Source organism: Streptomyces sp. NPDC055239 (assembly GCF_053606205.1).
This window is the reverse complement of sequence record NZ_JBSGRD010000001.1, coordinates 1,352,109-1,371,460: the sequence shown is the minus strand read 5'-3', so window position 1 is coordinate 1,371,460 and position 19,352 is coordinate 1,352,109. Positions and strand designations below refer to the sequence as shown.

The following is a 19,352-nucleotide window of genomic DNA, read 5'->3' as shown; positions in this document are numbered from 1 at the left end:
CGAGATCCTGAGTCGTGGCTCAGCGGGCCGGGGTCGATCCGACCCCGCGGCACTCGGGCCCGACCTGGGCAAGGTCCCTGCGCAGCCAGGCTTCCGGGATCCTCGCGGTGGACTTCTTCCACATGGACACCGTGTTGCTGCGGCGCCTGTACTGCATGGTGGTCTTGGAGATCTCCACCCGGCAAGTGCACCTGCTTGGCGTCACCGCCCATCCGACCGGCAGTTGGGTAGTCCAGCAGGCCCGTGGTCCCCTCGTAGCACTGGACGACCCCGTCGACCGAGTGAAGTTCCTGATCCGGGACAGAGATGCGAAGTTCCCCGACGCCTTCGACGCCGTCTTCGCATCCGACACCATCCAGGTACTACTCACTCCGGTCCGAGCCCCGCGGGCAAACGCGTACATCGAGCGCTGGATCGGCGGATGCCGCCAGGAAATCCTCGACCGCATCCTGATCGTCAACGAACGGCACCTGCGCAACGTGCTGCCACATACGAATCACGCTTCAACACCCACCACCCACATCGCGCCCTCCACCAAGCAGCACCGCTGCGACCACTTCCCGAACCAGTAGCACCACACACCAAGGTCATCCGTCGTGAGCTACTCGGCGGGATAATTCACGAATACACGCAGGTCGCATAGGGCGGCGGTGTTTCGGGCACCTCCACGGTCAGATCGGCTTTCGGGAGCATTTCGGCGGTGCGGCGGGTGAGCTCCTCGCGCTCGGATCCGGATACCGCGTCCTCCACGTTTCCCCAACCCCACCACGAACGCGTCTTGCCCGTCATCGCCCGCACCGCCTCCCTGAACGCTGGGTAAGTTACTTGGCGGTCACCTTGGCACACGGTCGACGGGAAGGGCTATGCGCGCGGGCCGACCGCTCGGAGGCTGAAGCTGAACCTGACGGTGACACTGAAGCTAAGGTTGAGGTTGAGGGATTGGTGGCGATCACTCGATGTGACCATCGCTCTCAGCGGCGCCGCCGGTGCGTGGGGCCGAGGGCCTTGAGGCCGTTCAGGAGGGTGAGCAGGACCGCGAGGCGGTGGGCGCGCAGCCGCTCCGCCGCTTCCGACTCGCCCTGGGGCACGTCCGACTGGCTGAGGGCCTTGCGGGTGGCGTGCGCGGCAAGCAGCCCGAGCAGGAGCCGGACCAGGGCACGGCTCGTGGCGGCGCAGGCCAGGAGCCACAGGGCGAGTCCGGTACTGGAAGTGAGCATCGTCGACCGTCCTTCTACGAGGGAGGGGAACTGCCTGGTGTACCGGCATGGGCCCGCGCTTCGATGCCCCGCAGAAGCGTGGAGTTGTCCGGCGTGCCTCGCGCCCCGGTCACCTCCACGCGCCTGAGGGGTTGTTGGCCGTGAGCACGGCGGACAGCATGCGCGCATGAAGAACAGGGACGACAGCGATGACCTGGACGACAAGCTCGAGCCGCGCACGCACCGCAGGAAGCGGGACCTGCCCTTCCCCTACGACCAGGACCTGTCAGGGATCCTGCCGCGTCTCAACCGTCGTACCGCCTGGGGCCGCGCCCGCCTCGCGAACCACCGTGTGACGGCGTCGCTCCTGGCCGCCGGAATGCGGCTGCTCGAGCAGCACTTCGGGCCGTGCGTCGAGCGGCCGGTCACCAGCAAGAGCCTGCTTCTCGGCCCGTTGTCGCAGCGCTGCGTGGGCGAGGCGTTCGGCCGCAACCCCGAGCCCTTCGCACGCCACGGCGACGGCGCGGGGCTGCTGCGGGACCGCTGGACGCCGTACTCGAACTTCGTCGTCGATCTGATCAACTTCGCAGTGTGGAAGGAGAACTACCGCCCGGAGTTCCGCACACAGCGTGCCGCGAACACCAGGCGTCTCGTGCACGGGCGCGACGGCCGCGACTTCGTGCGAGCCGTCCATGACATCGCCCATCGGCACACCACGGAGGGCATGGACATGCCTTCTGTTCGGCTCGGTCTCGCCCTCATGACGGTGGCCGACGCCAACGAGGAGATCGCGCGGATCACCTCCGGCATCTACGCCTCCTACCTGGGCTCGTGGAAGGAGTTGTACGCCGCCGTCCTGCGTGAGCGCGGTCTGCGCCTGCGCCAGGGGCTCACGCTCGACGACCTGGCCGACGCGCTCTCGGCCGCCAACGACGGCGTGACACTGCGCGCCCTCGGCGACCCGGACTCCGGAGTCGTCGACGACGCCCGCCGGCGCTCGTTGACCGGCACCATCTCCCTCGCCGTGATCCACGCCTTCCTCGAACCGGAGGACGACGCGAGCGGCCTGTCCCTGGAGCAGGCTGTCGCGGCGCGCTTCGGCGGGCGGGGCTAGGACGTACGCGGCGGACCTGGAGGCGGGTTGTACGCGCCCAGTGACCTGACCGCTCCCCCTCCTCCCCTGATGGACGACGGCGTGCCGGTGCCCATCCGGCCGCCGCGCATGGTGGGCACCTGCACATGGCCGGGGCGCTCGGCCGTCCCCGAAGCTGAACGTCCACGAGCGACGCACCCCCGCAACCGCTGAGCGGCGAGGTGCGCACCGCTCCCCCTCCATCACGGCCTGCTGCGCTCACCTGCGCCCGCGGGAAGGACTCCCATGCCCACTCCCTCCGAAGCGCTCCACGCGATCGCGACCCGCAGGGCGATGCGTCGGCTGCTGCCCCTGCTCGGTCTGGCGTACTTCATGTCGTACGTGGACCGGACGAACGTCGCGCTGGCCAAGACGCAGCTCGAGGCCGACATCGGCGTCAGCGCCGCAGCGTACGGGCTCGGCGCGGGCGTCTTCTTCGTCAGTTACGCGCTCCTGGAGGTCCCGAGCAACCTGGTGCTCTACCGGGTGGGGGCCCGTGCCTGGATCGCGCGCATCGCGGTCACCTGGGGGCTGGTGTCGGCCGCCATGATGTTCGTCGAGGGCGAGACCTCCTTCTACGCCCTGCGCTTCGCGCTCGGCGCCGCCGAGGCCGGCCTGTACCCGGCGCTGATGTACACGGTCACCCTCTGGTTCTCCCAGCAGCACCGCGTCACCGTCGTCGGCCTGATCTACACGGCGCCCGCGGCGGCGACCATCCTGGGCGCCCCGGCCGGCGGCGGACTCATGACCCTCGACGGCGTCGCCGGACTGCAGGGGTGGCAGTGGATGTTCCTGGTCGAGGGCTTGGTGACGGTCGCCGTCGGCGTCGTGGTCTGGATCGCCCTGCCAAGCCGCCCGCAGGACGCCCGCTGGCTCTCGCGGGAGGAGGCCACCGCCCTCTCGGAGCGCGCCGCGAGCAGCGAGCCGTCGCCGCAACGGCTGCGCGGCAACCTCAAGCTGGCCTTCGGACGCCCGGTGGTGCTGCTGCTCGCCGGCACGTACTTCGTGAATCAGCTCGTCACCTCCGCCGTCGGTTTCAACCTGCCGTCCATCGTGGAAGGGCTCGGCGTCAAGGGCTCCCTCAACATCGGGCTCGTCACCGGCAGCATGGGCGTGGCCATCCTCGCCGGGGTCCTGTTCTTCCCCTGGCTGCACGGCCGCGTCGGCAACGACACCGGCCTCATCGTGCTCTGCGCCTTCGCCGGGACCGCCGCCATGGGCATCTACCTGACCGCCGACTCCGTGGGAGTGCGCTACACGCTGCTCTTCGCCGCCAACTTCTTCCTGACCGGCACGCTGCCCCTGTTCTGGTCCGTCGCGATGTCGCGGATGTCCGGCCTGATGGCCGCCGTGGGACTGGCCTTCATCAACACCGTCGGCCTGCTCGGCGGCTTCTTCGGCCCGATGGTCTTCGGCCTGATCGAGGGCCGCACCGGCAGCGACCGCAGCCCGTTCGTCTTCGTCGTCATCGCGGGCCTGGCCGGAATCGCCCTGGCCGCCCTCCTCAAGCGGACCGTCGGCCGCGAGGACGGGGCCCTGCCGGGCCGGGTCCCGGCGGTCGCCGACTGACCACCCGGCGTCAACCGGCCCGTACGCCCCTCGGCGCGCCGAGGGGCGCTCCCTGTGCGGCTGCCCAACCCCCTGATCGGGCGGCATGAGCGGTCGCATGATTCCGGCCATCGCGGCGCGTGCTTATCCTTCGCCCATGAACGCCGCCATGAACGCCGCCACGGATGAGGAACTGGCGCTGCGCCGCGAGCTGGCCGTGAGACTGGTCGACGACATCGACCGGCTCGTCGACAGCTTGGCTGCCGACATCTGCGCCCACAGCACGACCTACGCCAGCGGCAGCCCGGTCTCGCGCGAGGATCTGCGCCTTGTCCTGCGCGGCAATATGGAGCTGGCCCTGCACGAGTTCGGCGGGATGGCATCCGATCACCGCTTCGAGGCGGTCGCTGCCGAGAACGGGCGGCTGCGCGCCGAGCAGGGCATGCCGCTTGACACGGTCCTGCGTGCCTACCGGCGTGGCGGGCGCGTCCTGTGGCAGGCGATGGCCGACTGGATGCGCGACCGCTCGCCCGCCCAGCAGCGCCTGGTGGGCGACATGGCCGGCGCGGTGTGGGAGACCATCGACCGTTTCTCCTCGGCGATGGCGGACGCGTACCGGCTGCGCACCCTGGAGCTCCTGCACCGCGAGGCGTCCCGGCGCGGCGCCCTCTTCGAGGCCCTCCTCGACGGCCGTGGCGGCGATCCCGCCGTGGCTTCCGCGGCGGCCACGGCCCTGGGGGTGCCCCGGCACGGCCGGTACGTGGTCGTCGTCATCGCCCAGGACTCCCTCGACCCCGCATCGCCGCCGGACCCCGGCCCCGCCCTCGAGCCCTTGGGCATGTGGTCGTTCTGGCGGCCCCGCGCGGAGACGGTCGCGGGCCTGGTCCGGGTCAAGGCAGCCGATTCCGCCCTGCTCCCCGATGTCCTGCGCGAGCAAGGCGTCTGCCGGGCCGGGATTTCGCCGCCCTTCGAGGAGCTGGCCGCCGCCGCCCAGGCACTGCGGCTCGCCCGGCGGGCCCTCGACACCCTCCCGCCCGGCAGCGGCGAGGTCGCCTCCCTCGACGAGCGCCTGGTGCACGCCGCTCTCGGCGCGGAGCCGGAGATCGCGGAGCGTCTGACGATCCGCTACCTCGACGGAGTCCTGAGCAGCGGCGCCGAGTGCCCGGTGCTTCTGGAGACGTTGGGCGTATGGCTCGACTCGGGCTGCTCCGCGTCCGCCGCCGCCACGCGCCTGTTCTGCCACCGCAACACGATCCTCAACCGCATCAGCCGCGTCGCCGAACTCACCGGCTGGCCCGCCGACTCGGGTGAGGCCCGGCTCGGCTGGGCGCTCGCCCTGCGGGCCCTGGAGCTCGAGCACTGAACCGGCAACGGGCGTGGCCGCCCCCAGCGGGGCACGGTGCCTCTGCCCACCGCACGCACGGTGACATTGGGCCCTTGCACATGGCCCCGCGACAGCGGGGTGCCAGAAGCTGAGGCCGTCGGACACCACCGTTCGTACGCGCAAGGGAGCAACCGTGCAGTTGAGCGTCGCCAGCATCCTCAAGGAATCCGCCGTCCGCCATCCCGACCGGACCGCGATTGTCGACGGCGACGTCCGCGTCTCCTACCGCTCGCTGTGGCTCGACGTCCTGCGCTTCGCGGCCCGGCTGCGCGCCCACGGTGTCGGGCCGGGGGTCCGGGTCGCCCTGCTGCTGCCCAACACCACCGACTTCCCGCGCGCCTACTACGCGGCCCTCGCGGCCGGTGGCACGGTCGTCCCCGTGCACGCCCTGCTGGTCGCCGACGAAGTGGCCTATGTGCTGCGGCACAGCGACTGCCACGTGATCGTCACCGCCGATCCCCTCGAGGCCGTCGCGAAGGCGGCGGCGACCGAGGTCGGCATCGACGTGCTGCACGTGACCACCGCCGACGAGCCCCTGGAGAGTGTGGAGCCGCGCGATGCGGAGGACACCGCCGTGATCCTCTACACCAGCGGCACCACCGGCAGACCCAAGGGCGCCCTGCTCACCCACGGCAACCTGGTGATGAACGCCTCCGTCTGCGCCCAGGACCTGTTCGCCCTCACCCCCGACGACGTGGTCCTCGGCTGCCTGCCGCTCTTCCACAGTTTCGGCCAGTCCTGCGCCATGAACGCCGCCCTGCGCGCCGGCTCCGCACTCGTCCTGTGCGCGCGGTTCACCGGCCCCGGCGCACTCGACCTGATGGCGGCCGAAGGCGTGAGCGTCTTCATGGGCGTGCCCACCATGTACCACGCCCTGACCGAGACGGTGGAGCACGGCGGGCGGCGCCCCGGCGGCCTGCGCATGGCCGTCTCGGGCGGCGCGGCCCTGCCCACCGCACTGCTCGAACGCTTCGAGACCGCCTTCGGCACCGTCGTCCTGGAGGGCTACGGACTCACCGAGACCTCACCGGCCGCCCTGTTCAACCAGCTCGCCACCGGCCGCCGCCCCGGAACCGTCGGTCACCCCATCTGGGGCGTCGAAGCGGCCGTCGCCGATCCGGAGGCCGACGACCGGATCGTGTTCCTTGCCCCCGGCGATGTGGGCGAGGTCGTGCTGCGCGGCCACAACATCTTCGCCGGGTACCTCGACGACCCAGCGGCGACCGCGGCGGCCGTCGTCGACGGCTGGTTCCGCACCGGCGACCTCGGCGTACACGACACCGACGGCTATCTGAGCATCGTCGACCGCAAGAAGGACCTCATCATCCGCGGCGGCTTCAACGTCTACCCGCGCGAGGTCGAGGAGACCCTGGCCCGCCACCCCTCCGTCGCCCAGGTCAGCGTCCTCGGCCTGCCCGACGAGGCCAGAGGTGAGGAGATCTGCGCGGCCGTCGTCCTGCGCCCCGGCGCCACCGACGCACCCGATGACATCGTCGCGTGGGCGCGCGAGCATCTCGGCAGGCACAAGTACCCGCGTGTCGTACGCCTGTTGCGCGAGCTGCCGCTCGGGCCCAGTGGCAAGATCCTCAAGCGCGAGCTGAAGGAGGCGTGCGCATGAGCGTCGTCGACACGGCTTGCGGCCCGGTGCGCGGCACCGCCGAGGACGGCATCGCCGTCTTCCGCGGCATCCCGTACGCCGAGGCGCCCGTCGGCCCCCTGCGGTTCGCGCCCCCGGCGCCCGTACCTCCCTGGGACGGCGTCCTGGAGGCCACTGCCTTCGGACCCACCGCCCCCAAGAATCCGTACGCGCCGCCCCTCGACGCGCTCCTGCCCGATCCGGACATCCCCGGCGACGCCTGCCTCAACCTCAACGTCTGGACGGCCGAGCCCGGCGACGGCGGCCGCCCTGTCATGGTGTGGATCCACGGCGGCGCCCTGCGCAACGGCTCGTCCTCCGTGTCCAGTTACGACGGCCGGGCCTTCGCCCGCGACGGCGTCGTCCTGGTCTCGCTCAACTACCGCCTGGGCATCGAGGGGTTCGGCGTCTTCCCCGACGCCCCGGCCAACCTAGGGCTGCGCGACCAGATCGCCGCGCTCACCTGGGTACGCGACAACATCCGTGCCTTCGGCGGAGACCCGGACAACGTCACCGTCTTCGGCGAGTCGGCCGGCGCCATCAGCATCGCGGCCCTGCTCGCGAGCCCGCACGCCAAGGGCCTCTTCCGACGGGCTGTCCTGCAGAGCGGGGCCCCTACGGCCGTTGACCGGGCCGAGGCGGCACGCACCACGACCGCCATCGCCGAGCACCTCGAAGTCCCGCCCACCGCAGCGGACTTCGCCCGCGTCGACCGCGCCCGGCTGCTCGCCGCCCAGCGGGCCGCCACCACGGGCGGCACCCCGCTGACCGGTGGCCGGGGCTTCCACCTCGTCGTCGACGGCGACGTCGTACCCGAGGACCCCGCCGCCGCGCTCGCCCGGGGCGCATCCGACGGCATCGACGTCCTGTTGGGCGGCAACACCGACGAGTACCGGCTCTGGTTCGTCCCCAGCGGCCTCGTCGACCGTATCGGCAACGCCACGCTGTGGGCCGCCGTCCTCAAGGACCGTGCGCCGTGGAGGGCCCCGGGCGTCTACCGCGCCACGAGACCCGGCGCGTCTCCCGGCGAGATCCTCGGCGCCATGGTCACCGACAAGGTCCTTCGCGTGCCGCTCAACCGCCTCGCAGACGCCCGCGCGGGCCGCCAGGGCCTCCTGAGCCGTCGGGGCCGGACCTTCGTCTACGAGTTCGCCTGGCCGTCCCCGCAGCACGACCTCGGCGCCTGCCACGCCCTGGAGATCGGCTTCGTCTTCGACACCCTCGACACACCCGACAGCCTGCTCCTCACGGGCGATACGGCACCGCGCCATCTGGCCGAGGCGATGCACCGCGCGTGGGTCGCCTTCGCGTGCGGCGGCGACCCCGGCTGGCAGGAGTGGGACACCGAGCGGCCCGTCATGACGTACGGAGCCGACGGCGCCCGGGTCGTGCTCGCGCCCCGGGAGCGCGAACGCCGCCTGTGGTCCTAGCGGCGCGGACGCGGCCCCCGTACCACTGCCGTCACCCCACGACCTGAATGCGCACCGGCACGACCATCCCCCGGCACAGCCCTACCCCCTGACGCCCCGTCACTCGCACAGCCACCCACACAGCCACCCGCACAGCCACGAAAGGGACACCCCCATGAGAACGCCTCTGCGCGCGCTGCTGGTCACCACCTTGCTCTGCGGAACCGCCCTCGCGGCACCGGCCGCCACCGCGGCGGAGAAGGACCGTCTCCAGTACGTGGCACTCGGCGACTCCTTCGCCGCCGCCCCGCTGGTCCGTCCGGCCGACCCCGCCAACCCCAAGTGCGTACGCTCGCTCGCCGATTACCCGCACATCGCCGCAGGGGAGCTCGGCGCCGACCTGACCGACGTGAGTTGCTCCGGCGCCACCGCCGACGACTTCACCGGCCCTCAGTACCCCGGCACCGCGCCCCAGTACGACGCGCTCTCCGCCGAAACCGACCTCGTCAGCATCACCATCGGCGCCAACGACAACGCCCTGTCCAACCTCCCCACCGGCTGCGTCAACCTGCTGCCGAAGCCGCTCGGCAAGAGCTGCGCGGCCGCCAACACCCAGGGCGCCACAGACCGGTACGGCACGGCCATCGACGCCTGGGCCCCCAAGTTCGACGTCGTCCTCGACACCATCCACCAACGCGCGCCGAACGCGAAGGTGTTCGTCGTCGGCTACGGCAAGTACTTCCGTACTGGAGGCTGCTTCCCCCGCCAGCCCTACTGGGGCCAGGACGCCGACTACATCCAGGCGAAGATCGACCAGCTCGGCGGGGCGCTGCGCACCGCGGCCGCACGGCACGGGGCCACGTTCGTGGACACCAAGGACCTGGGCACCGGCCACGACTCCTGCGCCCCCGCGGCCGACCGCTACATCGAGGGCGCCGTCTCCACCACCGACGCGGTCCCACTGCACCCCAACGCCGCGGGCTCCCGCGCCTACGGCCGGGCCCTGGCGGAGGTCGTACGGGCGGACTGAGTGGTGGCGGTGGCGAGATGGCGATGCGGGCGGTTTCTCACGTCGACGGCCCGGACGGCCCGGTCGGCCCTGGTGGTGGTAGACCGCCTGTGTCAGAGCACGGACCCGCATGTCCCGTTCCCCGGGGATCAGGCTCGCGGTCTCGGCGATGGACTGGGCGCCAGCCATAACCGTGCTCGAGCTAAGCCTTGCCCCTGCCCCACGGGTCAAGGCTTAGCGTCCGGACATGAAGGAAACCCATCGCCTCGTACGTCGGGTCCGTCGCCCCGTTGGATTGCCGACCCCTGACGACTTCGCCCTGGTGAGGGCCCCCATCCCCAAGCCCGAGGCCGGCCAAGTGCTCGTCCGCAACACCCATTTCCTGGTCTTCCCCGGCCTGCGAACCCTCATCGGAGGCGAGACCCACGATGTCCCGCTGCCGCCGCTGCGCCCGGGTGACACCCTGATCGGACCCGCGATCGGCGAGGTGCTCGACGGGCCTTTGGAGAAGGGGCAGTTGGTGCTGCACCTTCAGGGATGGCGGGAGTACGCGACGCCCGCTCATGCCGAGTGCAGGTTGCTGGACGGCGCCCTGCCCGACGCGGTGGCCCACTTCGCCCAGGGCTCCGCAGCGTACGGAGCCCTGACCCGGCTGGCCGGGGTCCGAGAGGGAGACACCGTGTTCGTGACCGGCGCCGCCGGCGCTGTGGGCACTCTGGCAGGCCAGATCGCCCGCCTGCTGGGTGCCGCCCGGGTGCTCGGCAGCACCGGCTCACCGGACAAGGCCCGACGGCTGGAGCGGGAACTCGGATACGACGCCACCGTATTGCGCGGAACCGGCCCGATCGGCCCGCAGCTCGCGCAGGCGGCGCCGGACGGCATCGACGTCGTCCTGGACACCGTGGGCGGCGAACAGCTGACCGCCGCTGTCCACGCGGCGAATCGGGGAGCGCGGTTCGCCCTGGTGGGCGCACTGGACGGTCAGCTTTCCCCGGACCGCGCGGGCGGGAGCGCACCCGCTGTGCTCGACACGTACCGGATGCTGAACCGGGGCATCACCATCGCCGGCTACAGGGGCGCGGACCACCCCGATGTCGAGGCCGAGTGGGAGGCTCGCTTCGGGAACTGGCTGCGGGCGGGCGACATCCAGTTCCCCTACACCGCCGTCCCAGGAATCGAGCGCGCTCCGCAGGCGTTGCCCGAACTGATTGCGGGCCGCTCCTTCGGTGCGTCCGTCGTGGAACTGTAGGGCGGGAGAGCGCATGCGGATCGGCGAGGCGGCGGCAGCAGCCGGCACCACACCTCGGGCTCTGCGCCTGTACGAGGCCCGCGGCCTGCTCGAACCCCCGCCTCGCACTCCGTCCGGTCAACGCGAGTACGGCACCGCCGAGGTGGCCCGCGTCCGCGTCATCCGTAGCCTGCTGGCTCTGGGACTCACCCTGGAGGACGTCCGCCGCCGCGCACACCGTGTGGACCTCCTCGTCCAGGACACGCCGACATCCTGTGGCAGCCGTCCAGGCGAGTTCAGCGACGTCGTGGCCGATCGCCTGGCCGTCCTGGACGCGGAGATCGCACGCCTCACTCGCTTACGGCAGAGCCTTGCCTCAACCGCAGGGGAGCCGCCGGGTGACCCAGCCTTGCCGCCCCTTCCCGGCCGCAGCGGTTGCGGAAGCTCTTCGAGGCCGACGCCGCGTGGCTGACCGACGGTGGACTCCTGGGTCGGGCAGCCAGACGAAGCGGGTTCAGCAAGGCGCGGATCCCGTCGGATCGCCGGGTGGCACAACGCACCGGCCCGCCGCCCGGGTCATCTGTCTGGACGCTGCCCATCGCCTGCTTCTTCTGCACTGGCGTGACCCGTTCGACGGGACATGGCTCTGGGAGCCGCCCGGTGGCGGCATCGAACCGGGCGAGACGCCCTTGGTGGCCGCGAGACGCGAACTGGCAGAGGAAACCGGCCTCGACGCGGCTGCGGTGCTTGATCGGTCTGTGCCGGTCGACCGTGATGTGCACTGGAACGGCAAGCGGTACATCGGGACGGAGCACTTCTTCGTCGCGCAGTTCGCCGACGAGCAGCCGTCACTCGTGCGGACCGGCCTCCTCCCCGATGAGCAGGTCAACCTGGACACGCACGTCTGGATCGCATGGTCGGATCTGAGCTCGCTGCCGGATCCGATCGAGCCGCCACAGTTGCAGGCCGTGCTTTGCGCACTGGTGCCGGACGGCCCGTGGCGTGATCGTGCATGACGAGTGGTCACAACACCTAGGGTCTGTCAGCCGGCACGGCGGATACGGATAGGACCAGGGGCCTTCGTCGGCTCGACGGGACGGCCTGACTGGGTGATTTCCACCTCGCCGGCCGTAACCAGGCGCCGGGCCGCGCGGCGGGCCGGTTCCATGAGCGCGCGCCAGCCGTCGTCGTCCCCTTCGTACACCGCTCGCGCGGCGTCGGACGGGCAGATCGTCGAGGTCGGACCACGCCGCTCAAGCAGGTCCAGAATGGCTCGCTCCAAGCGCCGGTCCGTCTGCTGTTCGATGTCCGTCACCGCGTCAGTGTCACACCGGCGATGACGGATACCAGGACATCAGCCACCGCGTCGGCCCCCGATCCACCAGACTCGCCTCACAGTTCTGGCCCTGGCTTCTCCGAGCAAAGCCGTCCCGTCACCCGATGTCTTGGGTAGCCTGCGGTCGATGGGACCGGGACTGAACGCAGATGACTGGCTGGCGGACACGCGGACGTCGTACGACACTGTCGCCGCCGCCTACGCGGAGCTCACACGCCACCTCTTGGACGAAACGCCCGAGGAGCGCGCGGTGTTGGCTCTGTTCGCCGACCAGGTACGTGCCCACGGCGGGGGCCTGGTTGCGGACGTGGGATGCGGGACGGGGCGGATCACAGATCACCTGAGGCAACTGGGCCTAGACGCATTCGGTATCGATCTGTCGCCCGGAATGCTCGATGTGGCCCGTCGCGATCATCCAGAGACTCGGTTCGAGCTCGGTTCCATGACGGACCTCGCCCTGGCCGACGCCTCGGTGACCGGCCTGATTGCCTGGTACTCACTGATCCACGTCCCGGACGACGAGATCAGGTCGGTCCTTGCACAATTCCATCGAGTGCTTCGGCCCGGTGGGCCCCTGCTGCTCAGCTTTCATGTCGGTGATGAGACGCAGTTGAAGACCGAGGGGTACGGCGGGCACCCGATGAAGGTCTACGTCCATCGGCGACAGCACGCCCAGACGATTGAGTGGCTCGACGAAGCGGGCTTTGCCGTCGAGACCCACAAAACTCTCACCTCAGCCGAGAGCAAGTTGGGTGGAATCATTCTCGCGCGTCGTCAGCCCTCGCCTGAAGAGTCCTCAGCTCTGAAGCTCTGAAGCTTTGAAGCTTTGAAGCTTTGAAGCTTTGATCTGAAGATGGCATCGCCCCCCCCGATGGACCAAGCGACCGATTTGATCGTCCTACCGCCGGGTAACAGGGCGACATGGTCACCGACAGCGCCACCTCCCCGAGCGGCTACACGCAGCCCGCCATCGACGTCCAGGCTCTCGCCGATCTGCTCGACGGCGAGTACGCCGAGGTCCGCAGCCTGGTCCGCGCCAATCTGAAGACGTACGCAGGCGTACTGGACGAAGCGGAAGAGCTCGGCTTCGACGAGTTCCGCGAGCGCGTGCGTGAGCTCGTCGTCGAGATGGCGGCAACCGGTCAGACCGGCATGGGCTTCCCGAAGGAGTACGGCGGGGGCGGAGACATCGGCGCATCGATCGCCGCGTTCGAGACGCTCGCCTTCGGCGATCTGTCGGTACTGGTGAAGGTCGGCGTGCAGTTCGGGCTCTTCGGCGGCGCCATCCTGCACCTGGGCACGGAGCGCCACCACGAGGCCTACCTGCCGCGCCTGATCACCGGAGAGCTGATGGGCTGCTTCGCGATGACCGAGACCGGACACGGCTCCAACGTCCAGGCGCTGGGCACCGAGGCCCGGTACGACGCCGACAGCCAGGAGTTCGTCATCACCACCGGCGGAGACCAGGCTCGCAAGGACTACATCGGCAACGCGGCCCGGCATGCCGAGCTCGCGGTCGTCTTCGCCCAGCTGGAGGTGGGCGAGGAGCACCAAGGGGTGCACGCGTTCGTCGTACCGATCCGCGTCGACGGTGAGGTGGCCCCCGGCGTCCGGATCGAGGACGACGGGCGCAAGATGGGCCTCAACGGCGTGGACAACGGGCGGATCTGGTTCGACGGCGTACGCGTGCCGCGCGAGGCGCTGCTCAACCAGTTCGCCGACGTCACGCCCGAGGGAGCCTACGAGAGCCCGATCGACAACCCCGACCGCCGCTTCTTCACCATGCTCGGCACCCTGGTGCAGGGGCGGGTCAGCGTCGGCGGAGGTGCCATCAACGCCAGCAAGGTCGCGCTGGCCATCGCCACCAAGTACGCCGATCGCCGAAGGCAGTTCAAGGCCGCCTCGGACACCGATGAGCAGGTACTCCTCGACTACGGCATGCACCAGCGCCGACTGCTCCCGCTCGTCGCGCGCACGTACGCGCTGCACTTCGCCCAGGACGTCGTACGCACGCAACTGCACGAGGTCTTCTCGGGGGCCACGGACGACGAGCACGCACGGCGTGAGCTGGAGGCACGGGCCGCAGGCACGAAGGCGCTCGGCACCTGGCACGCCACGCGCACGATTCAGGAGTGCCGCGAGGCGTGCGGGGGCGCCGGTTATCTGGCCGTCAACCGGTTCGCCGCCCTGAAGGCCGACAGCGACGTCTTCGCGACGTTCGAGGGCGACAACCACGTGCTGCTCCAGCTGGTGGCGAAGGGCTTGCTCACTCACCACGCAAGCGAGTTCGAGAGCATGGACCAGCTCGGCATGGTCCGGTACGTCACGAACCTCGCCGTCGAGACGGTCATCGAGAAGACCTCGGCCCACAAACTGCTCGAGCGGGTACGTGACTTGCTGCCCGGCGGCGACGAGTGGGATCAGGAGGCAGGCCTCCTCGATTCGGAGTATCAGCTGGCCATGCTCCGATTCCGCGAGGAGCACATGCTCGCCGGTGTGGCACGCCGGCTCAAGCGTGGGATGGACCAGAAGACCCATCCCGGCGTCGTCTTCTCACAGGTGCAGGACCATGTCATCGCGGTGGCCCACGCACATGTCGAGCGGCTGGTTCTCGAGGCGTTCGTCGACAAGGTGCGACGGCTCCCCGATGGTGACAACAAGGTCGCACTGGGGCTCCTGTGCGACCTCTTCGCCCTTTCCACGATCGAGGCCGACCGCGCCTGGTTCATGGAGCACGGCCGACTGACGGTGCAGCGCTCCAAGGCGATCCGCCGTGAGGTGAACGACCTGTGCCGCAAGATCCGGCCGCTCGCCACCGACCTCGTCGACGCCTGGAACATCCCGCCGCAGATGCTGCGCTCACCCGACCTGGTGGGGTGAGCGTCCACCTCGGTGCCGCCCGTCCTCGGTCGTAGGTCCCAGGTCCCAGGTCCCGGACGTAGGACTACCCATGGTCATGCTTGCGCCCGATGCCGGTGCCGGTGGGCGAAGGCCAGGATGCAGGTGAACCTCAACGACAAGGAGCGCACGATGTCGTATCCGGAGCACCTGGAGTATCCCGAGCCCCGCTACCACGGAGACAGAGGCGAGGTGAACGCGTCCTTCCGTACCGCCGGCGCCCCGCCGGAACTCACCTCTCCCGGCGGCGGCGCAACGCACTACCTCGCCACGCACGAGTCGACCGGCGGCGAGTTCGGCCTGTACAAGGTCGACCTGGCGGCACGGTCCTCGGGCGCCAAGACTCACTTCCACAAGGCCATGTCGGAGTCCTTCTACATCCTCTCCGGCGAACTGGAACTCTTCACCGGCGAGAAGTGGGTGACCGGCCGCACCGGTGACTTCCTGTACGTGCCTGTCGGTGGCCTGCACGCCTTCAAGAACGTGACGGCCGAGCCCATGTCGATGCTCATGCTCTTCTCCCCCGGCGCCCCGCGCGAGGAGTACTTCGAAAGGGTCGCCGAGATGTCCCGGCGCGGCAGCGAGGAACTCAAGGAGTTCCGCGTGCGGCACGACAGCTACTTCGAGGAGGATTTCGGGCCGGAACCGGTGTAGTGGACTGCCGTCCGGTCTTCAGCCGCGATGTGCTCGGTGGACGCTGACGGCATAGCCGCCGCCCTCGTAGGGGTGGGCGTCCCACGTCGCGAAGCGGTCGACGAAGGTGAGGCCCGCCGCGGCGCAGTAGGCGTCGTACTCCGGCAGGGTGATGGCGGGCGACACCGGCAGGTGGGCTTCGTCCAGGCCGAATCCGGCGACCATGAGGCCGCCAGGACGCAGGGCCGCGGCCAAGCGGCTGATCACCGCGGCCTCAGTCCCCGCGGCAAGGAGCGGGAAGATGTTGCCCGCGGCGACCACGAGGTCGAAGTCCGCGGCAACATGATGCGCGGCCGGGTCGAACGTGGCCAGGTCGGCCTGGATCCAGGGCAGTTCCGGGGCCTGCCTGCGCGCCACGGCCAACATGGAAGCATCCAGGTCGACCCCCACGCAGTCGTACCCCAGCTCCGCCAACCGGATCATGACCCGGCCGGTGCCGCACCCGGCATCCAGCACCCGCGCTCCGGCGGGCACCAGCGCGGCGCACAACTGTGCCTCACCGTGCATGTCCTTGCCGCTGCCGGCCAGGGCCGCGAACCGGGCGGCGTAGCCCTCTCCGGACGTCCCACCAGTCAACTCTTCCCAACGGTTCATGACGGACAGGGTAGGTGAACAACCTGGCCCTGCTGCGGGCGGCCGATGGCCACGGCACCGCGGAAGTTGTCTGCCGAGATGGTCGACATGGTGTCGAGCGACGGGTCGGGAACGGGCAGCAGATGGGCGTCGACCCAGGTGTCCCCCGCTGCCGCGTTGGCCCACGGGTCCTCGATCACGATGGCGCCGGGTACGGCACCGTGGCAGAGCACCCAGTGCGGTACGTCGAAGCCTTGCATTCCGGCGAGCGAGAGCAGGAGCAGCACCTGTTCGCGTCGGCCGATCGCGCTCCGGATCGCCGTCATGGGGAGGTGGCCTGGGTCGATCGGGACGCCGATCCGTCCGGCGTCCGTACGCGATGTGCGCTGGAGCAGGGCACGCCACTCCTGCTCGTTGTCCGGGAGGTGGTCGAGCAGGACGGGCCGGTCCGTATCGAGGTGGACGGTGACGGGGAACGACGGCCAGGCCCGGCGCACGGCGACGCCAAGGCCGACGGGCTCGCACGCGGGGAAGTTGGTCGCGTCGCGCCACAGTGTCAGCTCAGCCTGGCGGTCGAGTGCCTTGTCCGGCATCGCCCCCGACAGGGTCTGCGCGACCAAGGCGGTGACGGCGCCGCACGTGAAGTGTGTGGTCTGCCCGTAGTACGGGGGCTCGGTCACCACGCCGTCGCACAGCCAGCGAACGTAACCGGCCTCGGGCCCCTCCGCGTGCCCCGCCGGTGTGAGCGGAGGACGCAGCGGAGTGAAGCCGGCGGCAGCGGCGGCCTCCGGGCTCGCCGTCCAGCCTTCCCACTTGACCTGCGCGAGGCCCCGGCCGCGTGCGTGGGCGACGACGGCCTGGACAGCTGCAGGTACGTCGCCGACGGCGTCGACGATCTTCAGGTAGGCCGTGTCGGGGCGTGCCGTCACGAGCGCGGCGGCGACCCAGTCCACACCGTCGTCACCTGGAACGGCCACGATGTGCGGGGCGTGAGCGGAGCGGTCGACCGTGTGCCAGCGCTCCGGCACCTCGTGGTGTGCGAGCCGCCTCAGCTGGGTCGGCGACGCTTCGTCGGGCTCGAACGGGACAACGACGATCTTCACGGGTGCTTCCTGCTGTTCCTGCTGTTCCTGCTGTTCCTGCTGAGACGGCATACCGGCGCTCCTGGCGGATCGGTGGGTGCGAGGGACGGGACTTCACCGGCGGGCGGGCTCATGCGCGGGAGCGCCGTAGCACCCAGACGAAGTACGGGCCGCCGACCAGGGCGATCATGAGGCCCGCCGGCACCTGGGCGGGTGCGACGACCGTGCGGCCGAGAGCGTCGGCGACGCAGACCAGCAGCGCGCCGAGCAGCATCGCGACCGGGATCGCGCGGCCGTGCCGGGCGCCCACCAGGGATCTGGCGAGGTGGGGGGCGACGAGCCCCACGAAGCCGACGACACCGACGGCGATCACGCTGAGCGCCGCGAGCACCGCGGCGATCGTGAGGGCGGCGATGCGTACGCGTACCGGCCTCACCCCGACGATGCGCGGGGTGTCCTCGTCGACGGCGAGCAGGTCGAGCCGGCCGCGCATGGCGAACAGCACGGGGAGCGCGAGCGCCAGGGCCACCGCGACCGGTACGACGTCGGGCAGCGTGCGCCCGTAGGTCGTGCCGGAGAGCCAGGTGAAGATCCGGGGCGTGTTGTACGGGTCGGCACGCAGCAGGAGGAAGGTGGTGATGGAGCTGAGGCCGTACCCGCAGCCGATGCCGATCAGTACGAACCGGTCGGGCAGGAATCCGCCGCGCCAGGACAGCACGGCGATCAGCGCGAACGTGGCGAGCCCCGTGGCGACCGCCGCCACGATGAGCAGCGGTCGTCCGCCGGACAGGCCCGATGTGGCGACGGCCGCCGCACCCAGTCCCGCGCCCGCCGTGATGCCGAGCACACCCGGCTCCGCCAGCGGATTGCGCACCGTGCCCTGTACGACGCATCCGGCAAGACCGAGTGCCGCACCGGCGAGGATCGCGGCGATCACGCGTGGGATCCGGTCGTCGAGCGCCTGGCCGATCAGGTCGGGGGCGGTGCCCTGAACCCAGAGCGCGATGTCGCCCGTCCGCAGCCAGAGGCTTCCCGCAAGGACCGCTGTGAGCGCCGCCACCACCAGGAGTGTCACCGCGCCGAGCACGACGAGGAGGAACGCGCGGCGCGAGCGTGTGGCGACCCGCGCGCTCGGTGGTTGCCGGAGCCCGCCCGTGTCGCGAAGGCGCAGCGCGAGGACCACTATGACGACGGCGCCGAGCAGTGCGGTCGGTACGCCGGTGGGAATGGAGGCGGCCCCATCCGCGCCCTGGATCGCACGCAGCGACGCGTCCGCGAGCAGGATGAGCAGCGCGCCGAGCAGTCCGGCCGCGGGCACCAGGAGGAGGTGTTGGCGCAGTGCCCGGACCCGGCCCGCGATCAGGCGGGCCAGGACGGGGGCGCCGAGGCCGACGAAGGCGATCGGGCCCGCGAGTGTCACCGCCGTGCTGGTCAGGATCACCGCGCAGATCACGGCAGTCACGCGGGTGGTTCTGATCGGCACGCCGAGAGTGGACGCGGCGTCGTCGCCGAGGTTCATCACGTCGAGGCGCCGGGACAGCGCCAGGGCGACGCACAGCACCACGGCCATGACGGGGAAGGCGCGTATCGACGCGTCGATGTTCAGTTGAGCGAGCGAGCCGCTCCCCCAGGCGAAGAGACCGGTGGTGTTCTGGTTGAACAGGATGAGGAGCATCGCGGTCGCCGCGTCCAGGGCCATCGCCATGGCCGATCCGGCGAGGATGAGGCGGGTTCCCGCGGTGCCCGCCGCCCGGCCCGCGAGGAGCAGCACCAGCGTCGCCGCGATCAAGCCGCCCGCGAAGGCGACGGCGCCCGACGCCCAGAGCGGGACGGCGAGGCCGAAGGCCGCGACGAGCGAGAGCATGAAGTAGGACCCGGCCGTGACCGCGAGGGTGTCGGGAGAGGCGAGCGCGTTGTTCGTGACGGACTGCAGCAGCGCGCCTGCGCAGCCGAGCGCGAAGCCCACTGCCACGCCCGCGAACAGGCGCGGCAGGCGCGAGCCGGTGAGGATCTCACCGACCGGCGCCCCGCCGGTGGTGTCCCGCTCCCCGCCGATGTACCGCACCAGGTCGCCGACGCCGACGCCCGATGTTCCCTGCGTCAGGTGCCACATGCCCACCAGGGCGGTCGCTGCGAGGAGGAGTGCCAGGACGGCCACCCCGGTGGGGGCGCCGCCGCGCTCGGCACGCGGCAGCGCTTCCCCTCCGGGTGCCGTCATCTGAGATGTG

At 70.6% G+C, this 19,352-nt stretch carries 19 protein-coding genes; 13 read left to right on the top strand and 6 right to left on the bottom strand.

Features of this window, described 5'->3' with window-relative positions; genetic code table 11:
• Positions 1–14: 14 nt before the first annotated feature.
• Positions 15–572 (top strand): hypothetical protein, encoded by a 558-nt coding sequence (locus ACWFRJ_RS05735; protein ID WP_453524917.1) that lies wholly within the window; start codon positions 15–17, stop codon positions 570–572.
• 46 nt (positions 573–618) lie between these two features.
• Here the strand turns inward: ACWFRJ_RS05735 and ACWFRJ_RS05730 are convergent, their stop codons facing one another.
• Together ACWFRJ_RS05730 and ACWFRJ_RS05725 are read right to left on the bottom strand one after the other, a co-directional pair.
• Complete coding sequence (locus ACWFRJ_RS05730; RefSeq protein ID WP_453524916.1) at positions 619–789, bottom strand: hypothetical protein; 171 nt, start codon at positions 787–789, stop codon at positions 619–621.
• A gap of 182 nt (positions 790–971) precedes the next feature.
• The gene (locus ACWFRJ_RS05725; protein WP_453524915.1) at positions 972–1,217 is read right to left on the bottom strand and encodes a hypothetical protein; all 246 of its coding nucleotides are present in this window, start codon (positions 1,215–1,217) and stop codon (positions 972–974) included.
• Positions 1,218–1,383: 166 nt separating this feature from the next.
• Here ACWFRJ_RS05725 and ACWFRJ_RS05720 point away from each other — a divergent pair, with 166 nt between their 5' ends.
• The 9 genes from ACWFRJ_RS05720 to ACWFRJ_RS05680 all read left to right on the top strand — a co-directional run bounded on the left by ACWFRJ_RS05720 (position 1,384) and on the right by ACWFRJ_RS05680 (position 11,558).
• The gene (locus tag ACWFRJ_RS05720) at positions 1,384–2,310 is read left to right on the top strand and encodes a hypothetical protein (RefSeq protein ID WP_453524914.1); all 927 of its coding nucleotides are present in this window, start codon (positions 1,384–1,386) and stop codon (positions 2,308–2,310) included.
• Between the two features lie 264 nt (positions 2,311–2,574).
• On the top strand, positions 2,575–3,897 hold the full coding sequence (locus tag ACWFRJ_RS05715) for an MFS transporter (RefSeq protein ID WP_453524913.1): 1,323 nt from the start codon (positions 2,575–2,577) through the stop codon (positions 3,895–3,897).
• Between the two features lie 136 nt (positions 3,898–4,033).
• Entirely contained in the window at positions 4,034–5,239 is a 1,206-nt protein-coding gene (locus ACWFRJ_RS05710) for a PucR family transcriptional regulator (RefSeq protein WP_453524912.1), read from the top strand.
• A gap of 154 nt (positions 5,240–5,393) precedes the next feature.
• Positions 5,394–6,878 carry a long-chain-fatty-acid--CoA ligase gene (locus ACWFRJ_RS05705; protein ID WP_453524911.1) on the top strand — a complete coding sequence of 495 codons (1,485 nt, stop codon included), beginning with the start codon at positions 5,394–5,396 and terminating at the stop codon, positions 6,876–6,878.
• Complete coding sequence (locus ACWFRJ_RS05700; protein ID WP_453524910.1) at positions 6,875–8,326, top strand: carboxylesterase/lipase family protein; 1,452 nt, start codon at positions 6,875–6,877, stop codon at positions 8,324–8,326. The genes ACWFRJ_RS05705 and ACWFRJ_RS05700 overlap by 4 nt, the downstream gene beginning before the upstream one ends.
• A 154-nt stretch (positions 8,327–8,480) precedes the next feature.
• Complete coding sequence (locus ACWFRJ_RS05695) at positions 8,481–9,335, top strand: SGNH/GDSL hydrolase family protein (RefSeq protein WP_453524909.1); 855 nt, start codon at positions 8,481–8,483, stop codon at positions 9,333–9,335.
• Positions 9,336–9,561: 226 nt separating this feature from the next.
• The gene (locus ACWFRJ_RS05690; protein ID WP_453524908.1) at positions 9,562–10,563 is read left to right on the top strand and encodes an MDR family NADP-dependent oxidoreductase; all 1,002 of its coding nucleotides are present in this window, start codon (positions 9,562–9,564) and stop codon (positions 10,561–10,563) included.
• 13 nt (positions 10,564–10,576) lie between these two features.
• Positions 10,577–11,014, top strand: coding sequence for a MerR family transcriptional regulator (locus ACWFRJ_RS05685; RefSeq protein WP_453524907.1), 438 nt, complete (start codon positions 10,577–10,579; stop codon positions 11,012–11,014).
• A complete protein-coding gene (locus tag ACWFRJ_RS05680) occupies positions 10,941–11,558 on the top strand; it encodes an NUDIX hydrolase (RefSeq protein ID WP_453524906.1) in 618 nt (205 codons plus the stop codon). The genes ACWFRJ_RS05685 and ACWFRJ_RS05680 overlap by 74 nt, the downstream gene beginning before the upstream one ends.
• Before the next feature lie 26 nt (positions 11,559–11,584).
• Here ACWFRJ_RS05680 and ACWFRJ_RS05675 read toward each other — a convergent pair whose 3' ends face one another.
• Positions 11,585–11,857 (bottom strand): DUF3253 domain-containing protein, encoded by a 273-nt coding sequence (locus ACWFRJ_RS05675; RefSeq protein ID WP_453524905.1) that lies wholly within the window; start codon positions 11,855–11,857, stop codon positions 11,585–11,587.
• Between the two features lie 160 nt (positions 11,858–12,017).
• Here ACWFRJ_RS05675 and ACWFRJ_RS05670 point away from each other — a divergent pair, with 160 nt between their 5' ends.
• From ACWFRJ_RS05670 to ACWFRJ_RS05660, 3 genes are all read left to right on the top strand, one after another.
• Positions 12,018–12,692, top strand: coding sequence for a class I SAM-dependent DNA methyltransferase (locus tag ACWFRJ_RS05670; RefSeq protein WP_453525076.1), 675 nt, complete (start codon positions 12,018–12,020; stop codon positions 12,690–12,692).
• Positions 12,693–12,799: 107 nt separating this feature from the next.
• Positions 12,800–14,758: an acyl-CoA dehydrogenase family protein gene (locus tag ACWFRJ_RS05665; protein WP_453524904.1), complete on the top strand. Its 1,959-nt coding sequence runs from the start codon at positions 12,800–12,802 to the stop codon at positions 14,756–14,758.
• A 150-nt stretch (positions 14,759–14,908) separates the two neighbouring features.
• Positions 14,909–15,430, top strand: coding sequence for a cupin domain-containing protein (locus tag ACWFRJ_RS05660; protein ID WP_453525075.1), 522 nt, complete (start codon positions 14,909–14,911; stop codon positions 15,428–15,430).
• A gap of 18 nt (positions 15,431–15,448) precedes the next feature.
• Here the strand turns inward: ACWFRJ_RS05660 and ACWFRJ_RS05655 are convergent, their stop codons facing one another.
• The 3 genes from ACWFRJ_RS05655 to ACWFRJ_RS05645 are packed head-to-tail and all read right to left on the bottom strand — an operon-like array spanning position 15,449 to position 19,342.
• Positions 15,449–16,063, bottom strand: a complete 615-nt coding sequence (locus ACWFRJ_RS05655) for a class I SAM-dependent methyltransferase (RefSeq protein ID WP_453524903.1) — start codon at positions 16,061–16,063, stop codon at positions 15,449–15,451.
• Entirely contained in the window at positions 16,060–17,196 is a 1,137-nt protein-coding gene (locus tag ACWFRJ_RS05650; RefSeq protein WP_453524902.1) for a peptidase C39 family protein, read from the bottom strand. The genes ACWFRJ_RS05655 and ACWFRJ_RS05650 overlap by 4 nt, the downstream gene beginning before the upstream one ends.
• A gap of 58 nt (positions 17,197–17,254) precedes the next feature.
• On the bottom strand, positions 17,255–19,342 hold the full coding sequence (locus ACWFRJ_RS05645) for an iron ABC transporter permease (RefSeq protein ID WP_453524901.1): 2,088 nt from the start codon (positions 19,340–19,342) through the stop codon (positions 17,255–17,257).
• Positions 19,343–19,352 lie beyond the last annotated feature (10 nt).